26 protein-coding genes, 1 pseudogene and 1 other annotated feature are annotated in these 22,272 nt (G+C 51.1%); of the genes and pseudogenes, 11 read left to right on the top strand and 16 right to left on the bottom strand.

What is annotated here, in order from left to right; all coding sequences use genetic code 11:
• Nucleotide 1 precedes the first annotated feature (1 nt).
• Both cobS and cobU read right to left on the bottom strand, forming a co-directional pair.
• Nucleotides 2-745: an adenosylcobinamide-GDP ribazoletransferase gene (gene cobS, locus HGD79_RS00600; protein WP_001537221.1), complete on the bottom strand. Its 744-nt coding sequence runs from the start codon at nt 743-745 to the stop codon at nt 2-4.
• Complete coding sequence (gene cobU / locus HGD79_RS00595) at nt 742-1,287, bottom strand: bifunctional adenosylcobinamide kinase/adenosylcobinamide-phosphate guanylyltransferase (protein ID WP_000973159.1); 546 nt, start codon at nt 1,285-1,287, stop codon at nt 742-744. The genes cobS and cobU overlap by 4 nt, the downstream gene beginning before the upstream one ends.
• 166 nt (nt 1,288-1,453) lie before the next feature.
• Here cobU and HGD79_RS00590 point away from each other — a divergent pair.
• Nucleotides 1,454-1,645 (top strand): annotated as a pseudogene (locus tag HGD79_RS00590) (EutP/PduV family microcompartment system protein); the annotation flags it as partial.
• A gap of 100 nt (nt 1,646-1,745) precedes the next feature.
• On the opposite strand, the gene HGD79_RS00585 reads toward HGD79_RS00590, so the two are convergent.
• The 4 genes from HGD79_RS00585 to dacD form a co-directional block, all read right to left on the bottom strand.
• Nucleotides 1,746-2,075, bottom strand: a complete 330-nt coding sequence (locus HGD79_RS00585; RefSeq protein WP_000450409.1) for a DUF496 family protein — start codon at nt 2,073-2,075, stop codon at nt 1,746-1,748.
• Nucleotides 2,076-2,246: 171 nt separating this feature from the next.
• Nucleotides 2,247-3,305 carry an FUSC family protein gene (locus tag HGD79_RS00580; RefSeq protein ID WP_001200891.1) on the bottom strand — a complete coding sequence of 353 codons (1,059 nt, stop codon included), beginning with the start codon at nt 3,303-3,305 and terminating at the stop codon, nt 2,247-2,249.
• A 198-nt stretch (nt 3,306-3,503) separates the two neighbouring features.
• Entirely contained in the window at nt 3,504-3,977 is a 474-nt protein-coding gene (sbmC, locus tag HGD79_RS00575) for a DNA gyrase inhibitor SbmC (RefSeq protein WP_001105382.1), read from the bottom strand.
• Nucleotides 3,978-4,095: 118 nt separating this feature from the next.
• Nucleotides 4,096-5,262 (bottom strand): serine-type D-Ala-D-Ala carboxypeptidase DacD, encoded by a 1,167-nt coding sequence (dacD, locus tag HGD79_RS00570; RefSeq protein WP_001296209.1) that lies wholly within the window; start codon nt 5,260-5,262, stop codon nt 4,096-4,098.
• A gap of 188 nt (nt 5,263-5,450) precedes the next feature.
• On the opposite strand from dacD, the gene sbcB reads away from it, so the two are divergent.
• Nucleotides 5,451-6,878, top strand: coding sequence for an exodeoxyribonuclease I (gene sbcB / locus HGD79_RS00565; protein ID WP_000980581.1), 1,428 nt, complete (start codon nt 5,451-5,453; stop codon nt 6,876-6,878).
• 42 nt (nt 6,879-6,920) lie between these two features.
• Here sbcB and tsuB read toward each other — a convergent pair whose 3' ends face one another.
• From tsuB to yefM, 8 genes are all read right to left on the bottom strand, one after another.
• Entirely contained in the window at nt 6,921-7,148 is a 228-nt protein-coding gene (gene tsuB / locus HGD79_RS00560) for a thiosulfate utilization sulfurtransferase TsuB/YeeD (protein WP_000985273.1), read from the bottom strand.
• A 13-nt stretch (nt 7,149-7,161) separates the two neighbouring features.
• Nucleotides 7,162-8,220 (bottom strand): thiosulfate utilization transporter TsuA/YeeE, encoded by a 1,059-nt coding sequence (tsuA, locus tag HGD79_RS00555; RefSeq protein WP_023568741.1) that lies wholly within the window; start codon nt 8,218-8,220, stop codon nt 7,162-7,164.
• A 178-nt stretch (nt 8,221-8,398) separates the two neighbouring features.
• Entirely contained in the window at nt 8,399-9,757 is a 1,359-nt protein-coding gene (gene plaP, locus HGD79_RS00550) for a putrescine/proton symporter PlaP (protein WP_000019197.1), read from the bottom strand.
• Nucleotides 9,747-9,809, bottom strand: a complete 63-nt coding sequence (yoeI, locus tag HGD79_RS00545) for a membrane protein YoeI (RefSeq protein WP_010723108.1) — start codon at nt 9,807-9,809, stop codon at nt 9,747-9,749. Before yoeI ends, plaP begins: the two co-directional genes overlap by 11 nt.
• Nucleotides 9,810-10,023: 214 nt before the next feature.
• On the bottom strand, nt 10,024-10,953 hold the full coding sequence (locus HGD79_RS00540) for a LysR substrate-binding domain-containing protein (RefSeq protein WP_168848243.1): 930 nt from the start codon (nt 10,951-10,953) through the stop codon (nt 10,024-10,026).
• A 45-nt stretch (nt 10,954-10,998) separates the two neighbouring features.
• On the bottom strand, nt 10,999-11,823 hold the full coding sequence (locus HGD79_RS00535) for an SDR family oxidoreductase (protein ID WP_000754763.1): 825 nt from the start codon (nt 11,821-11,823) through the stop codon (nt 10,999-11,001).
• An 82-nt stretch (nt 11,824-11,905) separates the two neighbouring features.
• Nucleotides 11,906-12,160, bottom strand: a complete 255-nt coding sequence (yoeB, locus tag HGD79_RS00530) for a type II toxin-antitoxin system mRNA interferase toxin YoeB (protein ID WP_000767829.1) — start codon at nt 12,158-12,160, stop codon at nt 11,906-11,908.
• Nucleotides 12,157-12,408 (bottom strand): YoeB-YefM toxin-antitoxin system antitoxin YefM, encoded by a 252-nt coding sequence (yefM, locus tag HGD79_RS00525; RefSeq protein ID WP_001259255.1) that lies wholly within the window; start codon nt 12,406-12,408, stop codon nt 12,157-12,159. Before yefM ends, yoeB begins: the two co-directional genes overlap by 4 nt.
• 282 nt (nt 12,409-12,690) lie before the next feature.
• Between yefM and hisL the strand changes: the two genes are divergently transcribed.
• The 9 genes from hisL to hisIE all read left to right on the top strand — a co-directional run bounded on the left by hisL (nt 12,691) and on the right by hisIE (nt 19,917).
• Complete coding sequence (gene hisL / locus HGD79_RS00520) at nt 12,691-12,741, top strand: his operon leader peptide (protein WP_001364200.1); 51 nt, start codon at nt 12,691-12,693, stop codon at nt 12,739-12,741.
• Nucleotides 12,717-12,840, top strand: a sequence feature (His leader region). Its footprint overlaps the gene before it by 25 nt.
• A gap of 46 nt (nt 12,841-12,886) precedes the next feature.
• Nucleotides 12,887-13,786 carry an ATP phosphoribosyltransferase gene (gene hisG, locus HGD79_RS00515; protein ID WP_000131756.1) on the top strand — a complete coding sequence of 300 codons (900 nt, stop codon included), beginning with the start codon at nt 12,887-12,889 and terminating at the stop codon, nt 13,784-13,786.
• Nucleotides 13,787-13,791: 5 nt separating this feature from the next.
• The gene (hisD, locus tag HGD79_RS00510; RefSeq protein WP_001386882.1) at nt 13,792-15,096 is read left to right on the top strand and encodes a histidinol dehydrogenase; all 1,305 of its coding nucleotides are present in this window, start codon (nt 13,792-13,794) and stop codon (nt 15,094-15,096) included.
• Nucleotides 15,093-16,163 (top strand): histidinol-phosphate transaminase, encoded by a 1,071-nt coding sequence (hisC, locus tag HGD79_RS00505; RefSeq protein ID WP_000108972.1) that lies wholly within the window; start codon nt 15,093-15,095, stop codon nt 16,161-16,163. The genes hisD and hisC overlap by 4 nt, the downstream gene beginning before the upstream one ends.
• Nucleotides 16,163-17,230, top strand: a complete 1,068-nt coding sequence (hisB, locus tag HGD79_RS00500; RefSeq protein ID WP_000080085.1) for a bifunctional histidinol-phosphatase/imidazoleglycerol-phosphate dehydratase HisB — start codon at nt 16,163-16,165, stop codon at nt 17,228-17,230. Before hisC ends, hisB begins: the two co-directional genes overlap by 1 nt.
• A complete protein-coding gene (gene hisH, locus HGD79_RS00495) occupies nt 17,230-17,820 on the top strand; it encodes an imidazole glycerol phosphate synthase subunit HisH (protein ID WP_001103560.1) in 591 nt (196 codons plus the stop codon). Before hisB ends, hisH begins: the two co-directional genes overlap by 1 nt.
• Nucleotides 17,820-18,557 (top strand): 1-(5-phosphoribosyl)-5-[(5-phosphoribosylamino)methylideneamino]imidazole-4-carboxamide isomerase, encoded by a 738-nt coding sequence (gene hisA / locus HGD79_RS00490; RefSeq protein ID WP_000586445.1) that lies wholly within the window; start codon nt 17,820-17,822, stop codon nt 18,555-18,557. The genes hisH and hisA overlap by 1 nt, the downstream gene beginning before the upstream one ends.
• Nucleotides 18,539-19,315 (top strand): imidazole glycerol phosphate synthase subunit HisF, encoded by a 777-nt coding sequence (hisF, locus tag HGD79_RS00485; RefSeq protein ID WP_001493162.1) that lies wholly within the window; start codon nt 18,539-18,541, stop codon nt 19,313-19,315. Before hisA ends, hisF begins: the two co-directional genes overlap by 19 nt.
• Nucleotides 19,309-19,917 carry a bifunctional phosphoribosyl-AMP cyclohydrolase/phosphoribosyl-ATP diphosphatase HisIE gene (gene hisIE / locus HGD79_RS00480; RefSeq protein WP_063074567.1) on the top strand — a complete coding sequence of 203 codons (609 nt, stop codon included), beginning with the start codon at nt 19,309-19,311 and terminating at the stop codon, nt 19,915-19,917. Before hisF ends, hisIE begins: the two co-directional genes overlap by 7 nt.
• 38 nt (nt 19,918-19,955) lie before the next feature.
• On the opposite strand, the gene wbdC is transcribed toward hisIE, so the two are convergent.
• Complete coding sequence (wbdC, locus tag HGD79_RS00475; protein WP_001264404.1) at nt 19,956-21,071, bottom strand: N-acetyl-alpha-D-glucosaminyl-diphospho-ditrans,octacis-undecaprenol 3-alpha-mannosyltransferase WbdC; 1,116 nt, start codon at nt 21,069-21,071, stop codon at nt 19,956-19,958.
• A gap of 9 nt (nt 21,072-21,080) precedes the next feature.
• A complete protein-coding gene (locus tag HGD79_RS00470; protein ID WP_000691215.1) occupies nt 21,081-22,226 on the bottom strand; it encodes a glycosyltransferase family 1 protein in 1,146 nt (381 codons plus the stop codon).
• Nucleotides 22,227-22,272 lie beyond the last annotated feature (46 nt).

Genomic DNA, 22,272 nt, shown 5'->3' with positions numbered 1-22,272 from the left:
TTTATAGCAGTGCCAGCAGGAAGACCAGTTCACCAAGCTCTATGGCTGCTCCCAGCGTATCGCCGGTTTGCCCGCCCAGCGTACGTTTGAGAAGCTGACCGAGGATGAAAATCGCCACCATCGTCACCACCATAGCAGCCACACCATGCATACCCGGCAATAATACGGCAGCAAAAATAGCGGCTAAGCCGAGTGTGACGCAGGTTTGTCGCCCATCAATTTTGCCAATGAACACATTGCCAAGTCCTTCTTCCCGGGCATAACGATGACGATACATCAATAATGCGGCAGTCCCGCGGCTGACCGCACATGCTGCCGCCAGCGATGCAAGGATCGGTTCGCCACGCAGAGCCAACTCGCTTAACACCAGAATCTTTGCCAGTACAACAAAAATCAATGCCAGACCGCCGTGGGTGCCTAAACGGCTATCACGCATGATTTCCAACATGCGATCGCGGCTACGTGCAGAAAATACGCCATCACAGGTATCGGCGAGGCCGTCCAGGTGGAATCCCCCGGTCATCAGCGCCAGCACAAGCACGCTAAACAGTGCCGCCAGTGGTACGCCACACCATGCCTGCAGCACCGTGAAGACCAGCCCGCTAATCGCGCCAAGCAATAATCCAATTAAAGGAAAAGTAATAATACCGCGAGAATAATGCTCGAAATCCAGTCCCTGGGACCAGCGACGCGGTACAGGCAGACGCGTAATAAATGAGAGCATCGCCCAAAATAATTTACTCATTTGATTTTTACTCCAATACCCGAAACCACCAGCCATACTTCATTAGCCGCAGCGGCCAGCTGCTGATTTACCCGCCCGGCAATATCACGAAAATGACGTGCCAGACGACTCTCCGGCACAATCCCCATTCCCACTTCGTTAGTCACTAATACAACCTTTGCGGGGCAACGTTGGCAGGCAGCAATCAACGACTGAATCTCAGCATTAATCGCCTGTTCCATCGCCTGATAATCCCATTCATCAGGGTCTTTATCGCCGCCATAATCAAACAACAGATTAGTCACCATTGTGGTAACGCATTCCAGCAACACAGCTTCATGCGGGTTAATGTCTGCATGAATTAATTCATCAAGATGTTGCCAGCGCTCCACCGTGCGCCAGTGCGCCGGGCGGCCTTGCCGATGATGTTCTATCCGTGCAGCCATCTCATCATCAAGGATTTGCGAGGTGGCGATATACAGAACCTGTGAAGAGTCCCCAATAAGCGCCTCTGCGTGGCGACTCTTCCCGCTCCGTGCTCCACCTGTCACCAAAATCATCATACCGACTCCTGATTCAATTGTATGATGGTATTCATTGAACAGAACAATGGATCCCCCACCGTTGCTGACCGTAAAACATTTACGCGATTAATACTGCGCGTAATATAATTAAAAATCCAGCATTCTCAATCCATTACGAAAGAAGATGGCATTGTGGAATAGCCAGACTTCCTCGTGTTAACGTCCGATCATTGGAGTAGTCACCAAAGCAGATTTAGCCAGCATGGAACAAATATCTTTGGTGAAATGTTGGTTACGGGAAGCCGGAGCGCACAACGTGTTAGTAACCAATGCGGTTAATAACCATGGAGTTACAGAACTTTTTGCCTTGCTGCATACAGAAGATGTCTGTCGCTAATTTCGACAGGTTCTCAGATGAGAATGATGACGGTGATACACAGAAAAGAATCAATGAGCAATGAGGGTTGCCGGGCAACCCTCATTGAATAAAACAGGAATTACTTCGCTTCGCCGTTTTTCATTTCGCCCATAGCTTTCAGCTTTTTGGAGATATCGCGGCGTTCTTTGGAGAGCTCGGCATTTTTGATGATGTAATCGTCAACACGATCTTCATAGTCACCTTTCATGCTGGCGATGATGCCCTGGATTGCTTCAACGCTCATCCCCGGCTTGATGTAATCGCTCAGGTTGTCCAGCAGCAGGACGCGCTTCTGGTTGTCACGGATCTTTTTCTCAACGTCCTGAATTTCACGTTGCAGTTTGTTCTTACGACGGAACAGACGAACAAATTCCAGTACGTCCTGGAATGAAGGCTTGGTAGTTTCCATTTTTATACCCCTGATAATGTGAGAGTCGGATTCGTTTAAGCAACCGCTATTCGTTAGGGCTAACATTACTCATAGCTGCCGCAGATGACAATGCTTTTATCCCTTTTCACTATCATACCCTTTATCCTTGCTGAATCGAAGCAGCAGCAAGATGATTCTGAAGTTCAGGAATTATTTGCGCAAGGCCCGGCAAATCAGATTCGATAGCAACTCAAGCTGATGTGCCGTCTCCATGTTCAGCCACACATAACCATAGATTGGTGTTTCCACAACCTTCAGGTCATGGTGGTTATTGAGCAACTGACGCAGCTCTTCCACAGCATCGTTCAATTTTTCCGTATTGGCAAAAACCGGCTGCGGATTACCTTCGTACAGCGCATGAACAAGGCTCAGCAGTATTTGCTGCATCATATGCTGGGTATCACGAAGTTTTTGCGCGTTCAATAACACGAAATGGCTGGGGCGCGTGGCCCAGTACGCATTGATTTGCAACTCCAGCATACAAACCAGATTGCGATTAATGGTCTGGATACCTTCATATATCGATTTTGGAATACGAGTTTCTTTGCTGGCGGGCGCAATCAGCCCACGCATTTTCACGGCATCGGTCAAGAGTTTTTGTAGATGGCTTTCCAGACGTGGGCGTTCGAGTAAGTTCGGTGAGAATGCAGATTGATAGACCCGATTATACTCGGTCAGACTTTTCGCCAGTTGAATGCGCCAGTGGATGAACGCCCGTTGTGGCCAGATACCGGTAAACAACATTGCCAGTAAAGAGCCGAGGATCACATCGCCGCTTCGCCATAACGCCGTATCAATTTCACCTGTCGGGGAACCAACAACAATTGCCAGCGTCACCCCAATCAATAATCCTTGATACGGTTTCTTGCCCAGCGCCAGCCAACCGCAAAGAAACATCGCCGCCGCGCACCAGACTAACATCAGCGGTAACGAAATTAACTCCAGCTGCAGAGCGATAAGACCTAAAATCGAACCCAACACCGTACCGCCAATACGTTCGAAGGCGCGAGGGACAACGTTACCCCAGAACGAGATTGGCCCCATAATCACCACCATGGTGACCAGCGGCCAGGTGCTTTCCGGGATAGTAAACAGGCGGATAATGAGAAAAGTGAGCAGGAATGCCAGCGCGACCCGAGTACCATGCACAATGCGGTAATGGCGGTATACCCGGATTTCAAACGGGCTTAATGACTTATCGGCACGCACGCAGAAACTCCGTAATGAAGATTAAAAGCGCTCATAACTCATCTGTCGGCCAGAAGGCGCGCCTCTGAATTATCCGACGGACAAACCGGGAACAGTGTAATTTCCCGGCAGGAGCGAAAAAATTGAAAGGCGCATCTTACTCTTTTCGCTTTCAAAAAAAAGAGTGGTCATCGCGTCAACACACCGCCCTGAGATGAATTAGTGATGTTTTGGCTGCACCGCAACATACATTTCGATATCCCAGTACCCATCTTCCGCGCCATTGTTCAAATAAACCTCGAAGCAGGGCTTTGGTAACATTTCATAAGCACTGTCCTGCAAGAGGCTATTAAAGAACTGATACCAGGGTTTAGCAAAATCATCACCGACTACACGAGCTACCGCCACCGCATACTGACCACCTGAAATTTCTGTCAGAATGACGCCCTCACTGTTTTCGGGAAGCGTAAAGTAACCCGGCACCGTCACGACGGTGTCGCAGCGTAATTTTTCGGCGGGTGTTTCATCTGGATTGTCGTAATAGATAGCAACCCACTCCTTCGGCACAATATTTTTACTATCTACCCACATCATCAACTGCTCAAAACCTTTCTTTACCGTCTGTTCCCACGGGCCAACGAGATGGAAACCTGCAACGGTACGTTTATCTTCCTGCTTAATCTCGTAGTTCATGACGCCCCCATTAATACTGTTTTTATATACAGTATAGTTGCAAAATTAAAACCACAAGGAATGAGTGTTGATTATGCGAGCAGACTCGCACTCCTGCCAGTCTGCTGCAAAAGAAAGGTCAGGCCTTATGGTGGAAATAATCACTCAGGCGGGAAAACATGCTGCCTTCCCCGACAGATTCCAGGGTAACCAGCGGCCAGTGCGCCACCTGTTTATCACGGTCGTAAAGTTCAATTTCCCCTACCCGCTGATGGGCGCTAATTGGCGCGGTGAGCTCTTTACCATCAAGGGTATATTTGGCTTTGATATGTGGAATTTCGGCTTTCGGTAGTACCATCCAGAACTCTTGTTCTGTTCCCAGGGCGATATTTTCTTTATCGCCATACCAGATGCGTTCCGTACCGACCTTTTTCCCACGGTGCAAAATTTGCACCGTAGTAAAGTTTTGTTGCCCCCAACGCAGTAATTTTCTTGCCTCTTCCTCACGACCTTTTGCACTGTCAGCCCCCATTACCACTGCAATGAGACGACGCTGCCCATCTACAGCCGAAGCAATGAGATTAAACCCGGCACCAGAAGTATGACCCGTTTTCAGGCCGTCAACATTCATGGTTTTATCCCACAATAACCCGTTACGGTTTTGCTGAGTGATACCGTTCCAGGTGAGGCTTTTCTCACTGTACATATGATAAAACTCGGGCTCGCCGTGGATGATAGCGCGAGAAAGCACAGCTAAATCATAAGCCGAGCTATGCTGGCCAGGTGCATCCAGACCATGCACTGTTTCAAAATGCGTATCCTTGAGATGCAGCTTCTCGGCATAGTTGTTCATCATTTCAACAAACTGCCGTTGCCCACCGGCAATATAGTCAGCCAGTGCAACACAAGCGTCATTTCCGGAATCCACAATTAAACCACGGCTTAAATCACGTACCGATACGCGATCGCCCTCTTTCAAAAACATCAGTGAAGAACCGACAAACACCGGATTATCTTTCGCCCACGCATCGCGCCCCACGGTGACAATATCGTCTGGCGTAATGCGATGACTATCGATAGCGCGATCCACGACATAACCCGTCATCAGCTTTGTCAGGCTGGCGGGATTGCGCTGTTGATGCTCATTACCCGCGGTGAGGATCTGTCCGGTGGTGTAATCCATCAGTACCCAGGACCCGGCATGAATCTCTGGAGGCTGAGGTGAAAAAGGAATGTTTTCCGCCGCAAAACCAGACGATAAGTTAAAAACGAACAAAGAAGCAGCAATAATAAGTCGGCGTTTCAACAGCAAACCCTCAGGAGTTTCAAATAGCTGTTCTTTTTACGGAAATACTTATGAACTGGCTGGAATAAAGTGCAAGAAAATGTGACTACCCTCTCATTTTTATCTGACATGATCTTGTGGCGCTAAAGCTGATTAGTACGGTGATATTTGATACTCTGGCAGACAGCAGAAATAACGGATTTAACCTAATGATGAATGACGGTAAGCAACAATCTACCTTTTTGTTTCACGATTACGAAACCTTTGGCACGCACCCCGCGTTAGATCGCCCTGCACAGTTCGCAGCCATTCGCACCGATAGCGAATTCAATGTCATCGGCGAACCCGAAGTCTTTTACTGCAAGCCCGCGGATGACTATTTGCCCCAGCCTGGAGCAGTATTAATTACCGGTATTACCCCGCAGGAAGCACGGGCGAAAGGAGAAAACGAAGCCGCGTTTGCCGCCCGTATTCACTCGCTTTTTAACGTACCGAAGACCTGTATTCTGGGCTACAACAATGTGCGTTTCGACGACGAAGTCACACGCAACGTTTTTTATCGTAATTTCTACGATCCTTACGCCTGGAGCTGGCAGCATGATAACTCGCGCTGGGATTTGCTGGATGTTATGCGTGCCTGTTATGCCCTGCGCCCGGAAGGAATAAACTGGCCTGAAAATGATGACGGTCTACCGAGCTTTCGCCTTGAGCATTTAACCAAAGCGAATGGTATTGAACATAGCAACGCCCACGATGCTATGGCTGATGTGTACGCCACTATTGCGATGGCAAAGCTGGTAAAAACGCGTCAGCCACGCCTGTTTGATTATCTCTTTACCCATCGCAATAAACACAAACTGATGGCGTTGATTGATGTTCCGCAGATGAAACCCCTGGTGCACGTTTCCGGAATGTTTGGGGCATGGCGCGGCAACACCAGCTGGGTGGCACCGCTGGCGTGGCATCCTGAAAATCGCAATGCCATAATTATGGTGGATTTGGCAGGAGACATTTCGCCATTACTGGAACTGGATAGCGACACATTGCGCGAGCGTTTATATACCGCAAAAACCGATCTTGGCGATAACGCCGCCGTTCCGGTTAAGCTGGTGCACATCAATAAATGTCCGGTGCTGGCCCAGGCGAATACGCTACGCCCGGAAGATGCCGACCGACTGGGAATTAATCGTCAGCATTGCCTCGATAACCTGAAAATTCTGCGTGAAAATCCGCAAGTGCGTGAAAAAGTGGTGGCGATATTCGCGGAAGCCGAACCGTTTACGCCTTCAGATAACGTGGATGCACAGCTTTATAACGGCTTTTTCAGTGACGCCGATCGCGCAGCAATGAAAATTGTGCTGGAAACCGAGCCGCGTAATTTACCGGCACTGGATATCACTTTTGTTGATAAACGAATTGAAAAACTGTTGTTCAATTATCGGGCACGCAACTTCCCGGGGACGCTGGATTATGCCGAGCAGCAACGCTGGCTGGAGCACCGCCGCCAGGTCTTCACGCCCGAGTTTTTACAAGGTTATGCAGATGAATTGCAGATGCTGGCACAACAATATGCCGATAACAAAGAGAAAGTGGCGCTGTTAAAAGCGCTTTGGCAGTACGCGGAAGAGATCGTCTAATTTGAAGCCTCCGCCGCTGGTACGGCGGAGGTCAATGTTGAGTCAGGCTTTTTGAACGGTGATACTCCACGCTGCATCGCCAATCTGCTGATAATCGGTGATGGCATGCCCTTCTTCTGCCGCCCACTGTGGGATTGCTTCAGTTGCCTGGGTGCAATCAAACTCAATTACCAACTCATCGCCGCTGGCCATTTCTGCCAGTGCTGCTTTTGCTTCTATGAGTGGAAACGGACAGACCTGCGTCACCACATCCAGCTTTTTAATCGCCATCTTTACACCTTACTTAATTTGCCGCAGCAGTTGCCAGTCGCGCCTTACGCTGCGGTCGAACATACACAAGCCAGGACGCAGTCCAGACTCCGAGAATCATAAATACAAGGCCAATCCAGCCCTGCCAGGTCATCATTGCAGTCATAACCAGTCCATTACCGATAGAGCAACCACCTGCAATACTGGCACCGAAGCCCATCAGTACACCACCTAACCCGCTACGTAATGTTGTTTGTGCATCAGCTGCGCGAACGCGGAACTCACGGCTCGCTTTGGCTGCAATAAATGACCCCACGAAGATCCCTAACACCAGGAAAACGCCCCAGTTAATGTATTTCACGTCACCCGCGACCAGAAATTGCAGAATATTGGCCGTTGGGGAAGTGATTCCTAACCCAAACATGCGTCCGGTTGCTTCACTCAGGGGCCAGGCTAAAAGCGCAATCAAACCGATGAGTACAGCAGTGACAAAGGGATGCCAGCGTTTTTCAAACAGAATATGAGCGATCCCGGTTCGGCGCGGCGGTAAGGTCGCGACTTTGAGTTTTGGCTTCTTCAACTCTTTCATCACCACCAAGAGCGTTATCACCAGCAAAACGGTAACCAACGGCCACACAGACAAATTAAAAGTCTCAGCAATAGAGTTATGTTCAGTACTGTAGTGCTGCAAGGTTTGATTTAAACCACTGGCATGTGGAGAACGCATCACCGCACTCATCACCATATAAGTGAAAAGCGCGATCCAACTGCCGATCAATCCCTCACCCGCGCGATACCAGGTCCCGGTGGCACATCCACCCGCCAGAACAATTCCCAGCCCGAAGATATACCCACCTATAACAGTACCAAGCCACGGGAACGCCCCGGCTTCGTAAGTCAGTAGGCCCGCCTGAATTAACGCAAAAACCCCCACGCTTTGTACCGAAATTGCAATCAGCAAGGCGTAAAACATGCGATTATTTTTCGCGATATACATATCGCGAAAACCACCTGTCAGGCAAAAACGCCCACGCTGCATGACAAATCCCAGCAGAGCACCACAAATTAGCCCGCTTAATATCATTGAAAACATAAATTAATTAACCAGATGAATGTTAATGAGGAAATTATTCATGACTGGTGGAATGCAGACCAATAACCAAATTCTCTAAATTAGAACAAATGGTTATTAATGAGGATGTCGATAAAAAAGAATAAAAAAACCGGAGCCAAATATTCATTCGACTCCGGTTTATTATTAGAAAAGATGATTATGCTACGTCTTCGTACTGCGGAACCGGGTTACGGAAGCTCTTGGTGACGCAAGCCAGGTAAATCAGACCGATAGCAGCCCAGATCAGACCCAGAACCATTGAGCTTTCTTCCAGGTTAACCCACAGCGCACCAACGGTCAGCGCACCACACATCGGCAGGAACAGATACTGGAAGTGATCTTTCAGCGTCTTGTTACGCTTCTCACGGATCCAGAACTGCGAGATGACCGACAGGTTAACGAAGGTGAACGCCACCAACGCACCAAAGTTAATCAGCGCCGTAGCCATTACCAGGTCGAAGTTGATTGCCAGCAGGGCAATCGCGCCAACCAGGATGATGTTCATTGCCGGAGTACGCCATTTCGGGTGTACATAACCGAAGAAGCTTTTCGGGAATACGCCGTCACGACCCATTACGTACATCAGACGCGCAACACCTGCGTGCGCCGCCATACCGGACGCCAGTACGGTAATGGTGGAGAAGATCAGCGCACCAACCTGGAATGCTTTACCTGCCACGTACAGCATGATTTCAGGCTGTGACGCATCCGGATCTTTAAAGCGAGAGATATCCGGGAAGTACAGCTGCAGGAAGTAAGTTGCAAAGATGAAGATCATGCCGCCAATCAGCGCGGTCAGGAAAATCGCACGCGGGATTACGCGCTCTGCATCTTTGGTTTCTTCCGACAGGTTGCTGATGCCGTCAAAGCCGGTAAAGGAGAAGCACAGGATTGTCGCCCCGGTAATCATCGGGATAACATGCGCATCGCCAGACCAGAACGGACGAGTGCTCGCCAGCGTACCAGCGCCTTCACCTTCAAATACGCCATAAACAACCATGCCCAGAATCACCGCGATCAGCACTACCTGCAACACGACGATTACAGTGTTGAAGTTCGCTACGGATTTCAGACTACGCAGGTTAAAGGCGGTCATAAAGGCCACCAGCGCCACCACAAACATCCACGATGGGATGGAAGGCACCAGAGCTTCAAAATAAATTTTCGCCAGCAGAATGTTGATCATCGGCGCGAACAGATAGTCGAGCAGAGAAGACCAACCCACCATAAAGCCAACCGTCGGGCTAATGGATTTCTGGGCGTAAGTGTATGCAGAGCCAGCAGAAGGATAGCGGCGAACCAGCTTCCCGTAGCTCAGAGCCGTAAACAGGATTGCAATCAATGCGAACGCATAGGCTGTCGGCACATGACCATCCGTGAGGCCTGAAACGATACCAAAAGTATCAAACAGCGTCATCGGCTGCATATAGGCAAGACCCATCATTACAACCGGAACTAACGTAAGCGTTTTACGCAATTCCACGCGAGAGGTGTTTGGAGTAACGTTATGCGACATGGTCATTCTCCTTTACGGTGATAACCGTCGCGTAAGCAAAAAATTGCCCCATTTTTTTGGATTCCTCAGCGACAACAACTGTCGATTTTTAGTAAATATCTATCCGGTACGAAGCCCGGCCTCTTGGTATGAATGATTGGTTTGAAGCAAAAAATAACCGACGCTGATGAAACGTCGGTTTTTAGTCATTTTTTGACAGCGGCGCATTGTGCCTAAATGGGGGGGAAATGACAAGAGAATGAGAGGCTTGTCATAATAATTTTTCTTTAAATGGCTGATTTTCCGTCATCAGATTTTACATAAACACCGGCGATCGCACTATTTGCTAAAATTTCATCCCGCCACCAGCCGCTGGCAAGCCCTGCGGTCTGTTCGTTCCAGCCAATCCAGACGGGTTCAAAGAGAGTTTGGGCGACCACTTTCTTCTCTATTAACGCGCCACTATCGAGAAAACGTTGTGCCAGATAACGGGGTAAATAGCCGCAGCCGAGGCCGCTAATTTGCAGCTCCAGCTTGGTTTTAAAATCGAAAACGGTAATGGCTTCTTGTTCGTCGAGAAGTTGTGAGGCCGTAGAAGCGCCTGCCTGCGCAGTATCCCCCACCACAATCGCCCGATATCGCTTAATAATACGACGGTTTAACGGCTCTTCTTCCAGGGCTAACGGATGATGAGGCGCGACCGCAAAGACTTGTTCCAGATCGCCCAACCGTGAAAAACCAAACTCACTGGAAGATGGTGGCTCATGCATCGCGCCAACAATAATATCCGCTCGCCCCTGAGTCAGGGCATCCCAGGAACCACCGAGTACGCCATTGATAAACTTCAGGCGCGTCACGCTATGATGTTGATAAAAAGCTTCAATCAGTGGCGCAAGCAGAGAAAAAGGAAACGTGTCGTCCACGCCAATCACCAGCTCGTTTTCCCAGCCTTCATGCAGTTTGATCGCCTGCTTTTCCAGTTCTCGCACGGTATGCAGAACTTCCCGCCCTTTCTCTAATAACATTTTTCCGGTACGGGTGAATTTAGCGCGGTGACCGCTACGATCAAGCCATTGAATATTAAGGTCGCTTTCCAGCTTGTGAACGGTGTAACTCAGAGCGGACGGCGTCTTATAGAGTTTGGCCGACGCCGCCGCAAAACTGCCTTCTTTTTCTAAAGCATCGAGGATCATCAACACATCCAGCAGTGGTTTCATACACGCCCCCTTGCAGTGCATGCGGCGTCCTGCTGGCGTGATCGTTTACTCCAGCGGCATTACCAGCGGATCGGGATACTGGTATTCAAATCCCAGTTCATTACAAATCCGACTGCCATCAATAATCTTACCTTTGCCGCTGTCCAGACTATTTCTGAACTGCGGAGGCTCCAGCCCCAGTAAACGGGCCATCTGCGGATAGAAAACATTACGCGCAGGGTGAGCTGGCGCACATATATTATAGATGTGTCCGCCTTTAGGTGCCTGTAACAACAGAGTGATAGCGCCAATAACATCTTCTAAATGGACTAAATTAACACCATGTTCACCATCAGGCGCGGTTTTTCCGGCAAAGAAGCGTCCGGGATGACGTCCCGGTCCGACCAGCCCCGCAAGACGCAGAATATCGACCGAAGTACCGGGTAAATTGTGCAGCCAGTCTTCGAGTTCTTCTAATACTCGTCCACTGTTGGTCACCGGATTACGCGGGGTGGTTTCTTTCACCGTGCCTTGCGCGTCGCCATAGACAGATGTTGAGCTGGTGAAAATAATGCGGGGAATACGATGGGCCAGCGCGCTATCCACTAACTCTTGTACCGCTTGTAAATAGAACTCATCGCCGGGGCCGCTACGACGTGCCGGAAGCGTAATGACCAGCGCATCGACATCCATCAGGGCATCCAGATCGTCAGAATCGCAAACTAACTCAGGCTCCATGCGAAGCAGATAGCTATCAATGCCACTCATTCGGGACGCTTCGACACCATCTTGTGTGGTTTTACTCCCGGTGACTTGCCAGCCTCGCGCTGAAAGTGACATCGCCAGCGGCATGCCTAACCACCCTAACCCGACAATTGCGACCTTTTTCATCCGTTATCTCCTGATACACCTTAGATCTATAAGGCTACGCTAGCGTATCAAAACTGACAATTCATTCTATGAATGAATCTGTTCAATAATGATAACGACATGCTGCAATGAGCAGTGAATCGTCGGTAACCGCGTATACCAGACGGTGCTCCTCTGTAATGCGTCGGGACCAGAAACCTGACAAATTATGTTTCAGGGGTTCTGGCTTCCCCTTACCTTCAAATGGCGTTCTGCGGGTATCTTTGATAAGTTCATTGATCTTTTTAACAATTCGCTTATCTGTTTCCTGCCAGTACAGATAATCATCCCATGATTCCTCAGACCAGATTAGTTTCACTCAATAATGTCCTTTTCTGTTCCTTTGCCTGATTTCAGGCTATCGATTGAGTCCATCAATCTCCGGGCGTTAGCGGGGGAACGCAGTAGATAAGCCGTCTCTTCCAGCGAGTTGTATTCTTCGAGTGACATCAGAACACAAGCCTCTCCATTCTGACGAGTAATAAGGATCGGGGCATGATCTTCAACGGCTTTCATCATTGTTGCCGACAAATTCTGACGCGCTTCGCTGTAGCTAATTGTACGCATGTCAATCTCCTCTTTTGTACAGTTCATTGTACAATGATGGGCGTTAATTAACTATTTATTAATTAGTTTGTAGATCAAGGTATTGTCAGTGAGACGAAAATCCAGGCTTCGCTATTTTTGGTGCCGTCAGCTTAGAGGACAGTCCTCTTAGCCCCCTCCTTTCCCCGCTCATTCATTAAACAAATCCATCGCCATAAAATATATAAAAAAGCCCTTGCTTTCTAACGTGAAAGTGGTTTAGGTTAAAAGACATCAGTTGAATAAACATTCACAGAGACTTTTATGACACGCGTTCAATTTAAACACCACCATCATCACCATCATCCTGACTAGTCTTTCAGGCGATGTGTGCTGGAAGACATTCAGATCTTCCAGTGGTGCATGAACGCATGAGAAAGCCCCCGGAAGATCACCTTCCGGGGGCTTTTTTATTGCGCGGTTGATAACGGTTCAGACAGGTTTAAAGAGGAATAACAAAATGACAGACAACTCTCGTTTACGCATAGCTATGCAGAAATCCGGCCGTTTAAGTGATGACTCACGCGAATTACTGGCGCGCTGTGGTATTAAAATCAATCTTCACACCCAGCGCCTGATCGCGATGGCAGAAAACATGCCGATTGATATTCTACGCGTACGTGACGACGACATTCCCGGTCTGGTAATGGATGGCGTAGTAGACCTTGGGATTATCGGCGAAAACGTGCTGGAAGAAGAGCTGCTTAACCGCCGCGCCCAGGGTGAAGATCCGCGCTACTTTACCTTGCGTCGTCTGGATTTCGGCGGCTGCCGCCTTTCGCTGGCAACGCCGGTTGATGAAGCCTGGGACGGCCCGCTCTCCTTAAACGGTAAACGTATCGCCACCTCTTATCCTCACCTGCTCAAGCGTTATCTCGACCAGAAAGGCATCTCTTTTAAATCCTGCTTACTGAACGGTTCTGTCGAAGTTGCCCCGCGTGCCGGACTGGCGGATGCGATTTGCGATCTGGTTTCCACCGGTGCCACGCTGGAAGCTAACGGCCTGCGCGAAGTCGAAGTTATCTACCGCTCGAAAGCCTGCCTGATCCAGCGCGATGGCGAAATGGAAGAATCCAAACAGCAACTGATCGACAAACTGCTGACCCGTATTCAGGGTGTGATCCAGGCACGCGAATCAAAATACATCATGATGCACGCACCGACCGAACGTCTGGATGAAGTCATCGCCCTGCTGCCAGGCGCCGAACGCCCAACTATTCTGCCGCTGGCAGGTGATCAACAGCGTGTAGCGATGCACATGGTCAGTAGCGAAACCCTGTTCTGGGAAACGATGGAAAAACTGAAAGCGCTGGGTGCCAGTTCAATCCTGGTCCTGCCGATTGAGAAGATGATGGAGTGATCGCCATGAGCTTTAACACAATCATTGACTGGAATAGCTGTACTGCGGAGCAACAACGCCAGCTGTTAATGCGCCCGGCGATCTCCGCTTCTGAAAGCATTACCCGCACCGTTAACGATATTCTCGATAACGTGAAAACGCGTGGCGATGAGGCCCTGCGGGAATACAGCGCGAAGTTTGATAAAACCACGGTTACCGCGCTGAAGGTGTCTGCTGAGGAGATCGCCGCCGCCAGCGAACGCCTGAGCGACGAGCTAAAACAGGCGATGGCGGTGGCAGTAAAGAATATTGAAACCTTCCACACTGCGCAAAAACTGCCGCCAGTAGATGTAGAAACTCAGCCAGGCGTACGTTGTCAGCAAGTCACGCGCCCGGTGGCTTCGGTAGGTTTGTATATTCCTGGCGGCTCCGCCCCGCTCTTCTCAACGGTATTAATGCTGGCAACTCCGGCGCGTATTGCGGGCTGTAAAAAAGTGGTGCTGTGCTCACCGCCGCCGATTGCCGATGAGATCCTTTATGCGGCGCAGCTGTGCGGTGTGCAGGACGTGTTTAACGTCGGCGGCGCACAGGCCATTGCCGCACTGGCGTTTGGTACGGAATCTGTGCCGAAAGTGGACAAAATCTTCGGGCCGGGTAACGCCTTTGTCACCGAAGCGAAACGTCAGGTGAGCCAGCGTCTGGACGGTGCGGCTATCGATATGCCCGCAGGCCCGTCGGAAGTGTTGGTCATTGCCGACAGTGGCGCAACGCCGGATTTCGTGGCTTCTGATTTGCTTTCTCAGGCTGAACACGGCCCGGACTCACAGGTGATTTTACTGACGCCCGATGCTGATATGGCGCATCAAGTTGCCGAGGCCGTCGAACGCCAGTTGGCAGAACTGCCGCGTGCCGAAACCGCCCGTCAGGCACTTAGCGCCAGCCGCCAGATCGTGACTAAAGATTTAGCGCAGTGCGTAGAGATCTCCAACCAGTACGGCCCGGAGCACCTGATCATTCAGACCCGCAACGCCCGTGAACTGGTCGATAGCATTACCAGTGCCGGTTCGGTATTTCTTGGTGACTGGTCACCGGAATCGGCAGGTGATTACGCCTCCGGCACCAACCACGTTCTACCGACTTACGGTTACACCGCCACCTGTTCCAGCCTCGGGCTGGCAGATTTCCAGAAGCGCATGACCGTGCAGGAACTGTCGAAAGAAGGCTTTTCTGCGCTGGCTTCGACCATAGAAACACTGGCCGCCGCCGAGCGCCTGACCGCCCATAAAAATGCCGTTACTTTGCGTGTTAACGCCCTTAAGGAGCAAGCATGAGCACCGTGACTATTACCGATTTAGCGCGTGAAAACGTCCGCAACCTGACGCCGTATCAGTCGGCGCGTCGTCTGGGCGGTAATGGCGACGTCTGGCTGAACGCCAACGAATATCCCACAGCCGTGGAGTTTCAGCTTACTCAGCAAACGCTCAACCGCTACCCGGAATGTCAGCCGAAAGCAGTGATTGAAAATTACGCGCAATATGCAGGCGTAAAACCGGAACAGGTGCTGGTCAGCCGTGGCGCGGACGAAGGTATTGAACTACTGATTCGCGCTTTTTGCGAACCGGGTAAAGACGCCATCCTCTACTGCCCGCCAACGTACGGCATGTACAGCGTCAGCGCTGAAACCATTGGCGTCGAGTGCCGCACAGTGCCGACGCTGGAAAACTGGCAACTGGACTTACAGGGCATTTCCGACAAGCTGGACGGCGTAAAAGTGGTCTATGTTTGCAGCCCCAACAACCCGACCGGGCAACTGATCAACCCGCAGGATTTTCGCACCCTGCTGGAGTTAACGCGCGGTAAGGCGATTGTGGTTGCCGATGAAGCCTATATAGAGTTTTGTCCACAGGCATCGCTGGCTGGCTGGCTGGCGGAATATCCGCACCTGGCTATTTTGCGCACACTGTCGAAAGCTTTTGCTCTGGCGGGGCTTCGTTGCGGATTTACGCTGGCAAACGAAGAGGTCATCAACCTGTTAATGAAAGTGATCGCCCCCTACCCGCTCTCGACGCCGGTTGCCGACATTGCGGCCCAGGCGTTAAGCCCGCAGGGAATCGTCGCTATGCGCGAACGAGTGACGCAAATTATTGCAGAACGCGAATACCTGATTGCCGCACTGAAAGAGATCCCCTGCGTAGAGCAGGTTTTCGACTCCGAAACCAACTACATTCTGGCGCGCTTTAAAGCCTCCAGCGCAGTGTTTAAATCTTTGTGGGATCAGGGCATTATCTTACGTGATCAGAATAAACAACCCTCTTTAAGCGGCTGCCTGCGAATTACCGTCGGAACCCGTGAAGAAAGCCAGCGCGTCATTGACGCCTTACGTGCGGAGCAAGTTTGATGAGTCAGAAGTATCTTTTTATCGATCGCGATGGAACCCTGATTAGCGAACCGCCGAGTGATTTTCAGGTGGACCGTTTTGACAAACTCGCCTTTGAACCGGGCGTGATCCCGGAGCTGCTAAAGCTGCAAAAAGCGGGCTACAAGCTGGTGATGATCACTAATCAGGATGGTCTTGGAACACAAAGTTTCCCGCAGGCGGATTTCGATGGCCCGCACAACCTGATGATGCAGATCTTCACCTCGCAAGGCGTACAGTTTGATGAAGTGCTGATTTGTCCGCACCTGCCCGCCGATGAGTGCGACTGCCGTAAGCCGAAAGTAAAACTGGTGGAACGTTATCTGGCTGAGCAAGCGATGGATCGCGCTAACAGTTATGTGATTGGCGATCGCGCGACCGACATTCAACTGGCGGAAAACATGGGCATTAATGGTTTACGCTACGACCGCGAAATCCTGAACTGGCCGATGATTGGCGAGCAACTCACTAAACGAGACCGTTACGCCCATGTAGTGCGCAACACCAAAGAGACGCAAATTGACGTCCAGGTGTGGCTGGATCGCGAAGGTGGCAGCAAGATTAACACCGGTGTTGGCTTCTTTGATCACATGCTGGATCAGATCGCCACCCACGGCGGTTTCCGCATGGAAATCAACGTCAAAGGCGACCTCTATATCGACGATCACCACACCGTCGAAGATACTGGTCTGGCGCTGGGCGAAGCGCTAAAAATCGCCCTCGGAGACAAACGCGGTATTTGCCGCTTTGGTTTTGTGCTACCGATGGACGAATGCCTTGCCCGCTGCGCGCTGGATATCTCTGGTCGCCCGCACCTGGAATATAAAGCCGAGTTTACCTACCAGCGCGTGGGCGATCTCAGCACCGAAATGATCGAGCACTTCTTCCGTTCGCTCTCTTACACCATGGGCGTGACGCTACACCTGAAAACCAAAGGTAAAAACGATCACCACCGTGTAGAGAGCCTGTTCAAAGCCTTTGGTCGCACCCTGCGCCAGGCCATCCGCGTGGAAGGCGACACCCTGCCCTCGTCGAAAGGAGTGCTGTAATGAACGTGGTGATCCTTGATACTGGCTGCGCCAATTTGAACTCGGTGAAGTCTGCCATTGCGCGTCACGGTTATGAACCCAAAGTCAGCCGTGACCCGGACGTCGTGTTGCTGGCCGATAAACTGTTTTTACCCGGCGTTGGCACCGCGCAAGCAGCGATGGATCAGGTGCGTGAGCGCGAGCTGTTTGATCTCATCAAAGCCTGTACCCAACCGGTGCTGGGCATCTGCTTAGGGATGCAACTGCTGGGGCGGCGCAGCGAAGAGAGCAACGGCGTCGACTTGCTGGGCATCATCGACGAAGACGTGCCGAAAATGACCGACTTTGGTCTGCCGCTGCCGCATATGGGCTGGAATCGCGTTTACCCGCAGGCAGGCAACCGCCTGTTTCAGGGGATTGAAGACGGCGCGTACTTTTACTTTGTTCACAGCTACGCAATGCCAGTCAATCCGTGGACCATCGCCCAGTGTAATTACGGCGAACCGTTCACCGCGGCGGTACAAAAAGATAACTTCTACGGCGTGCAGTTCCACCCGGAGCGTTCTGGTGCCGCTGGCGCTAAGTTGCTGAAAAACTTCCTGGAGATGTGATGATTATTCCGGCATTAGATTTAATCGACGGCACTGTGGTGCGTCTCCATCAGGGCGATTACGGCAAACAACGCGATTACGGTAACGACCCGCTGCCGCGCTTACAGGATTACGCCGCGCAGGGTGCCGAAGTGTTGCACCTGGTGGATCTGACCGGGGCAAAAGATCCGGCAAAACGTCAAATCCCGCTGATTAAAACCCTGGTGGCGGGCGTTAACGTCCCTGTACAGGTTGGCGGCGGCGTGCGTAGCGAAGAAGACGTGGCGGCGTTACTGGAAGCGGGCGTTGCGCGCGTGGTGGTCGGCTCCACCGCGGTGAAATCACCAGAAATGGTGAAAGGCTGGTTTGAACGTTTCGGTGCCGATGCCTTAGTGCTGGCGCTGGATGTCCGTATTGACGAGCAAGGCAACAAGCAGGTGGCAGTCAGCGGCTGGCAAGAGAATTCGGGCGTTTCACTGGAACAACTGGTGGAAACCTATCTGCCCGTCGGCCTGAAACATGTGCTGTGTACCGATATCTCGCGCGACGGCACGCTGGCAGGTTCTAACGTCTCTTTATATGAAGAAGTGTGCGCCAGATATCCGCAGGTGGCATTTCAGTCCTCCGGCGGTATTGGCGACATTGATGATGTCGCTGCCCTGCGTGGTACTGGTGTACGCGGCGTAATAGTTGGTCGTGCATTACTGGAAGGTAAATTCACCGTGAAGGAGGCCATCGCATGCTGGCAAAACGCATAATTCCATGTCTCGACGTTCGTGATGGTCAGGTGGTGAAAGGCGTACAGTTTCGCAACCATGAAATCATTGGCGATATCGTGCCGCTGGCAAAACGCTACGCCGAAGAAGGTGCAGACGAACTGGTGTTCTACGATATCACCGCTTCCAGCGATGGCCGTGTGGTAGATAAAAGCTGGGTATCTCGCGTGGCGGAAGTGATCGACATTCCGTTTTGTGTGGCGGGTGGGATTAAGTCTCTGGAAGATGCCGCGAAAATTCTTTCCTTTGGCGCGGATAAAATTTCCATCAACTCGCCTGCGCTGGCGGATCCGACGTTAATTACTCGCCTGGCGGATCGTTTTGGCGTGCAGTGTATTGTGGTCGGTATTGATACCTGGTACGACGGCGAAACCGGTAAATATCATGTGAATCAATATACCGGCGACGAAAACCGCACTCGCGTCACTCAGTGGGAAACGCTCGACTGGGTACAGGAAGTGCAAAAACGCGGTGCCGGAGAAATCGTCCTCAACATGATGAATCAGGACGGCGTGCGTAACGGTTACGACCTCGAGCAGCTGAAAAAAGTACGTGAAGTTTGCCACATCCCGCTGATTGCCTCCGGTGGCGCGGGGACCATGGAACACTTCCTCGAAGCCTTCCGCGATGCCGACGTTGACGGTGCGCTGGCAGCTTCCGTATTCCACAAACAAATAATCAATATTGGTGAATTAAAAGCGTACCTGGCAACACAGGGCGTGGAGATCAGGATATGTTAACAGAACAACAACGTCGCGAACTGGACTGGGAAAAAACCGACGGACTGATGCCGGTGATTGTGCAACACGCGGTATCCGGTGAAGTGTTAATGCTGGGCTATATGAACCCGCAAGCCCTGGACAAAACCATCGAAAGCGGCAAAGTCACCTTCTTCTCGCGCACTAAACAGCGACTGTGGACCAAAGGCGAAACGTCGGGCAATTTCCTCAACGTAGTAAATATTACGCCGGACTGCGACAACGACACGTTACTGTTGCTGGCGAATCCCATCGGCCCGACCTGCCACAAAGGCACCAGCAGCTGCTTCGGCGACACCGCTCACCAGTGGCTGTTCCTATATCAACTGGAACAACTGCTCGCCGAACGCAAATCTGCCGACCCGGAAACCTCTTACACAGCCAAACTGTATGCCAGTGGCACCAAACGCATTGCGCAGAAAGTGGGTGAAGAAGGGGTGGAAACCGCACTGGCAGCGACAGTACATGACCGCTTTGAACTGACCAACGAGGCATCTGATTTGATGTATCACCTGCTGGTGTTGTTGCAGGATCAAGGGCTGGATCTCGGAGAAGTGATTGATAATCTGAAGAATCGGCATTAACGCGTTGGCCCCCGCAGCAACGGCGGGGGTAGCATCTCTCAGGATTTGCTTTCCAGCAATGTAGTGTAGAGATTGACATAGGCGTCAATCATATGGTCGGCAGTAAACATCTCTTCAAAACGACGACGCGAGTTTTCGCCATAGCGGTTGGAGGTTTCCTCGTTATTCCAGAGCTCATTCATCGCCTCCACCAGCGCCTGGCTATCATTCGGCGGAATCACGCAACCACTCACTTTGTCCTGGTTAATGAAAGAGGTACCTGTACCAATCTCACAAGAGATCAGTGGCCTTGCGAAGCGTGCGCCTTCCAATAACGTAATACCAAACGCCTCAGAGCGCAGATGCGAGGGGAATACCACGCCCCGGCAGAGCTGGAAGAGAATGTACTTATCTTCGTCGTTGAGCATGCCGGTAAACATCACATTGCTCAGCCCGCGCTGCTGCGCTTCACGCCGCACTTCCGATTCCAGCGGCCCGCCCCCTACAACCACCACTGGCAGTCGGCTACGCTCAGCGGCATCCATCAGAATATGCAGCCCTTTGTAGTAGCGGAAAGTGCCGACGAAGAGAAAGAACTTATCGCCGACAGTTTCCCGCCAGTGCGCGACCCTCTGCGGATCGTGCTGCACGTCCTGCTGTTCCAGACCAAACGGGATCACCACCGTTTTATCCAGATATTTTTTCAGGGTCTGGCTGGAAGCCACATAATTGGGCGACGAGGCAACGATGCAATCTACGCCGCTGAGAAATCGCTCCTGCAGCGGCTGGTACAGCTTCATTAACCGTTTTTGTTTCACTATATCAGAGTGATAGGTCACCACAGTCCTGGCGTCAGGCCGCGCCGAAAGATGCAGCATATCCATAAAGGGAAACGGAAAATGGTAGTTGATGATATCGTAGTCATCTTTAATCAGCTTAAAACGCTTTAACGCTTTCAGCGAAAACGGCGTGGAGGCAATTTCAAAAAGCTGTTTATTATAAATGACCCGATGATCTTCGTAAGCGACAGGACCTGTATCTTTGTCCGGGCTAAAAGTGAAAACATCGGCTGCGATTCCCCGGCGGGCGCAGCCCTGACTTAGCTGATAAATTACCTGCTCAATACCGCCGTAGGTATCGGGATAGTAAGTCTTATAGACGTGTAGAACTCTCAACTGACACCCTTAGAGTAATTTATAGGCGTTAATGGTCTGTGTCGCACAGTTCTCCCACGAAAACTGTTTCGCCTGAGCAAGACCGCGCGCGGTGGCGATTTCCCGCCAGCTATCATCTTGCAGGCTCTGCAAAATTTGCGCGCTAATCGCGTCTATATCATTAGGATCGGCAACGAGGCCGGCATCGCCAACAACCTCAGGCAAAGAGGTGACATTGGAGCATACTACCGGCACACCGCAAGACATCGCTTCAAGAATAGGTAAACCGAATCCCTCGTAGAAGGAGGGATAAACAAAGACTCTGGCCGCTGCGTACAGATACGGCAGGTCTTCATCCGGAACATATCCGAGGTAACGGATCCAGCCTTCCCGAGTACCGAGCTCGACTAACTGCCACAGCACATCGTCTTCCCAGCCGCGATAGCCGCTAAGGATTAGCGGATAGCGCATGCGGATCTCCATCGGTAGCAGCTGATAGGCATGCAGCAGGCCTCGGATATTTTTACGTGGCTCCATAGTGCCGATATATAGCGCGTAGGCCTGCCACGCCAGCTGATATTTCTGCAGTACCGGCAGACACTCTGCCGGGCTGCGTGGGATATAGTCACTGCTGCAGGCTAGCTTGGTGGTTACGATCCGCTCCTCCGGATAGTTGAACAAGCGGATAATTTCACTGCGCGAGAAATCAGAAACGGTCAGGATCAGCTTTGCCGAATCCAGACTCTCATGCAGGGACTTCTCCATATAGCGAACCCGATCTTTTGGATGATATTCCGGGCAGGTAAAAATGGATATGTCATGAAACGTGGTCACGGCGCGTTCCAGTTTATGCGGCAGATAAAAATTGGGGCCATGGTAGATATAATCCTTATAGTCGCGCAATGCCCACGCCTGGCGCCGCGGATGCAGCAAGCGATAAGCCTCAATCAACAGCGTCTGTCGGCGTAGAAACGCCGACAGACGACCATGATTGCTGGCTTTGGTATCGCTTTTATTCTCCACCAAAGGGATCTGTTCTATAAACGACGCACCGTGAAATAGCTTTAATTCTTCAATTTCGCGGGCGACCGCCAGCCGCTTAACCAGCTCCAGGGAATACCGACCGATGCCCGTTAATGGGTATTTAATTGGCTCAGTAGCAAAAATAATTTTCATAATAAATGACACATTATCTAACCCCTCTTGTATTCAAAGGCAAAAA

The organism is Escherichia sp. SCLE84 (genome assembly GCF_012584495.1).
Lineage (GTDB): Bacteria > Pseudomonadota > Gammaproteobacteria > Enterobacterales > Enterobacteriaceae > ECMA0423.
This window is presented reverse-complemented; position numbering and strand designations above follow the sequence as displayed.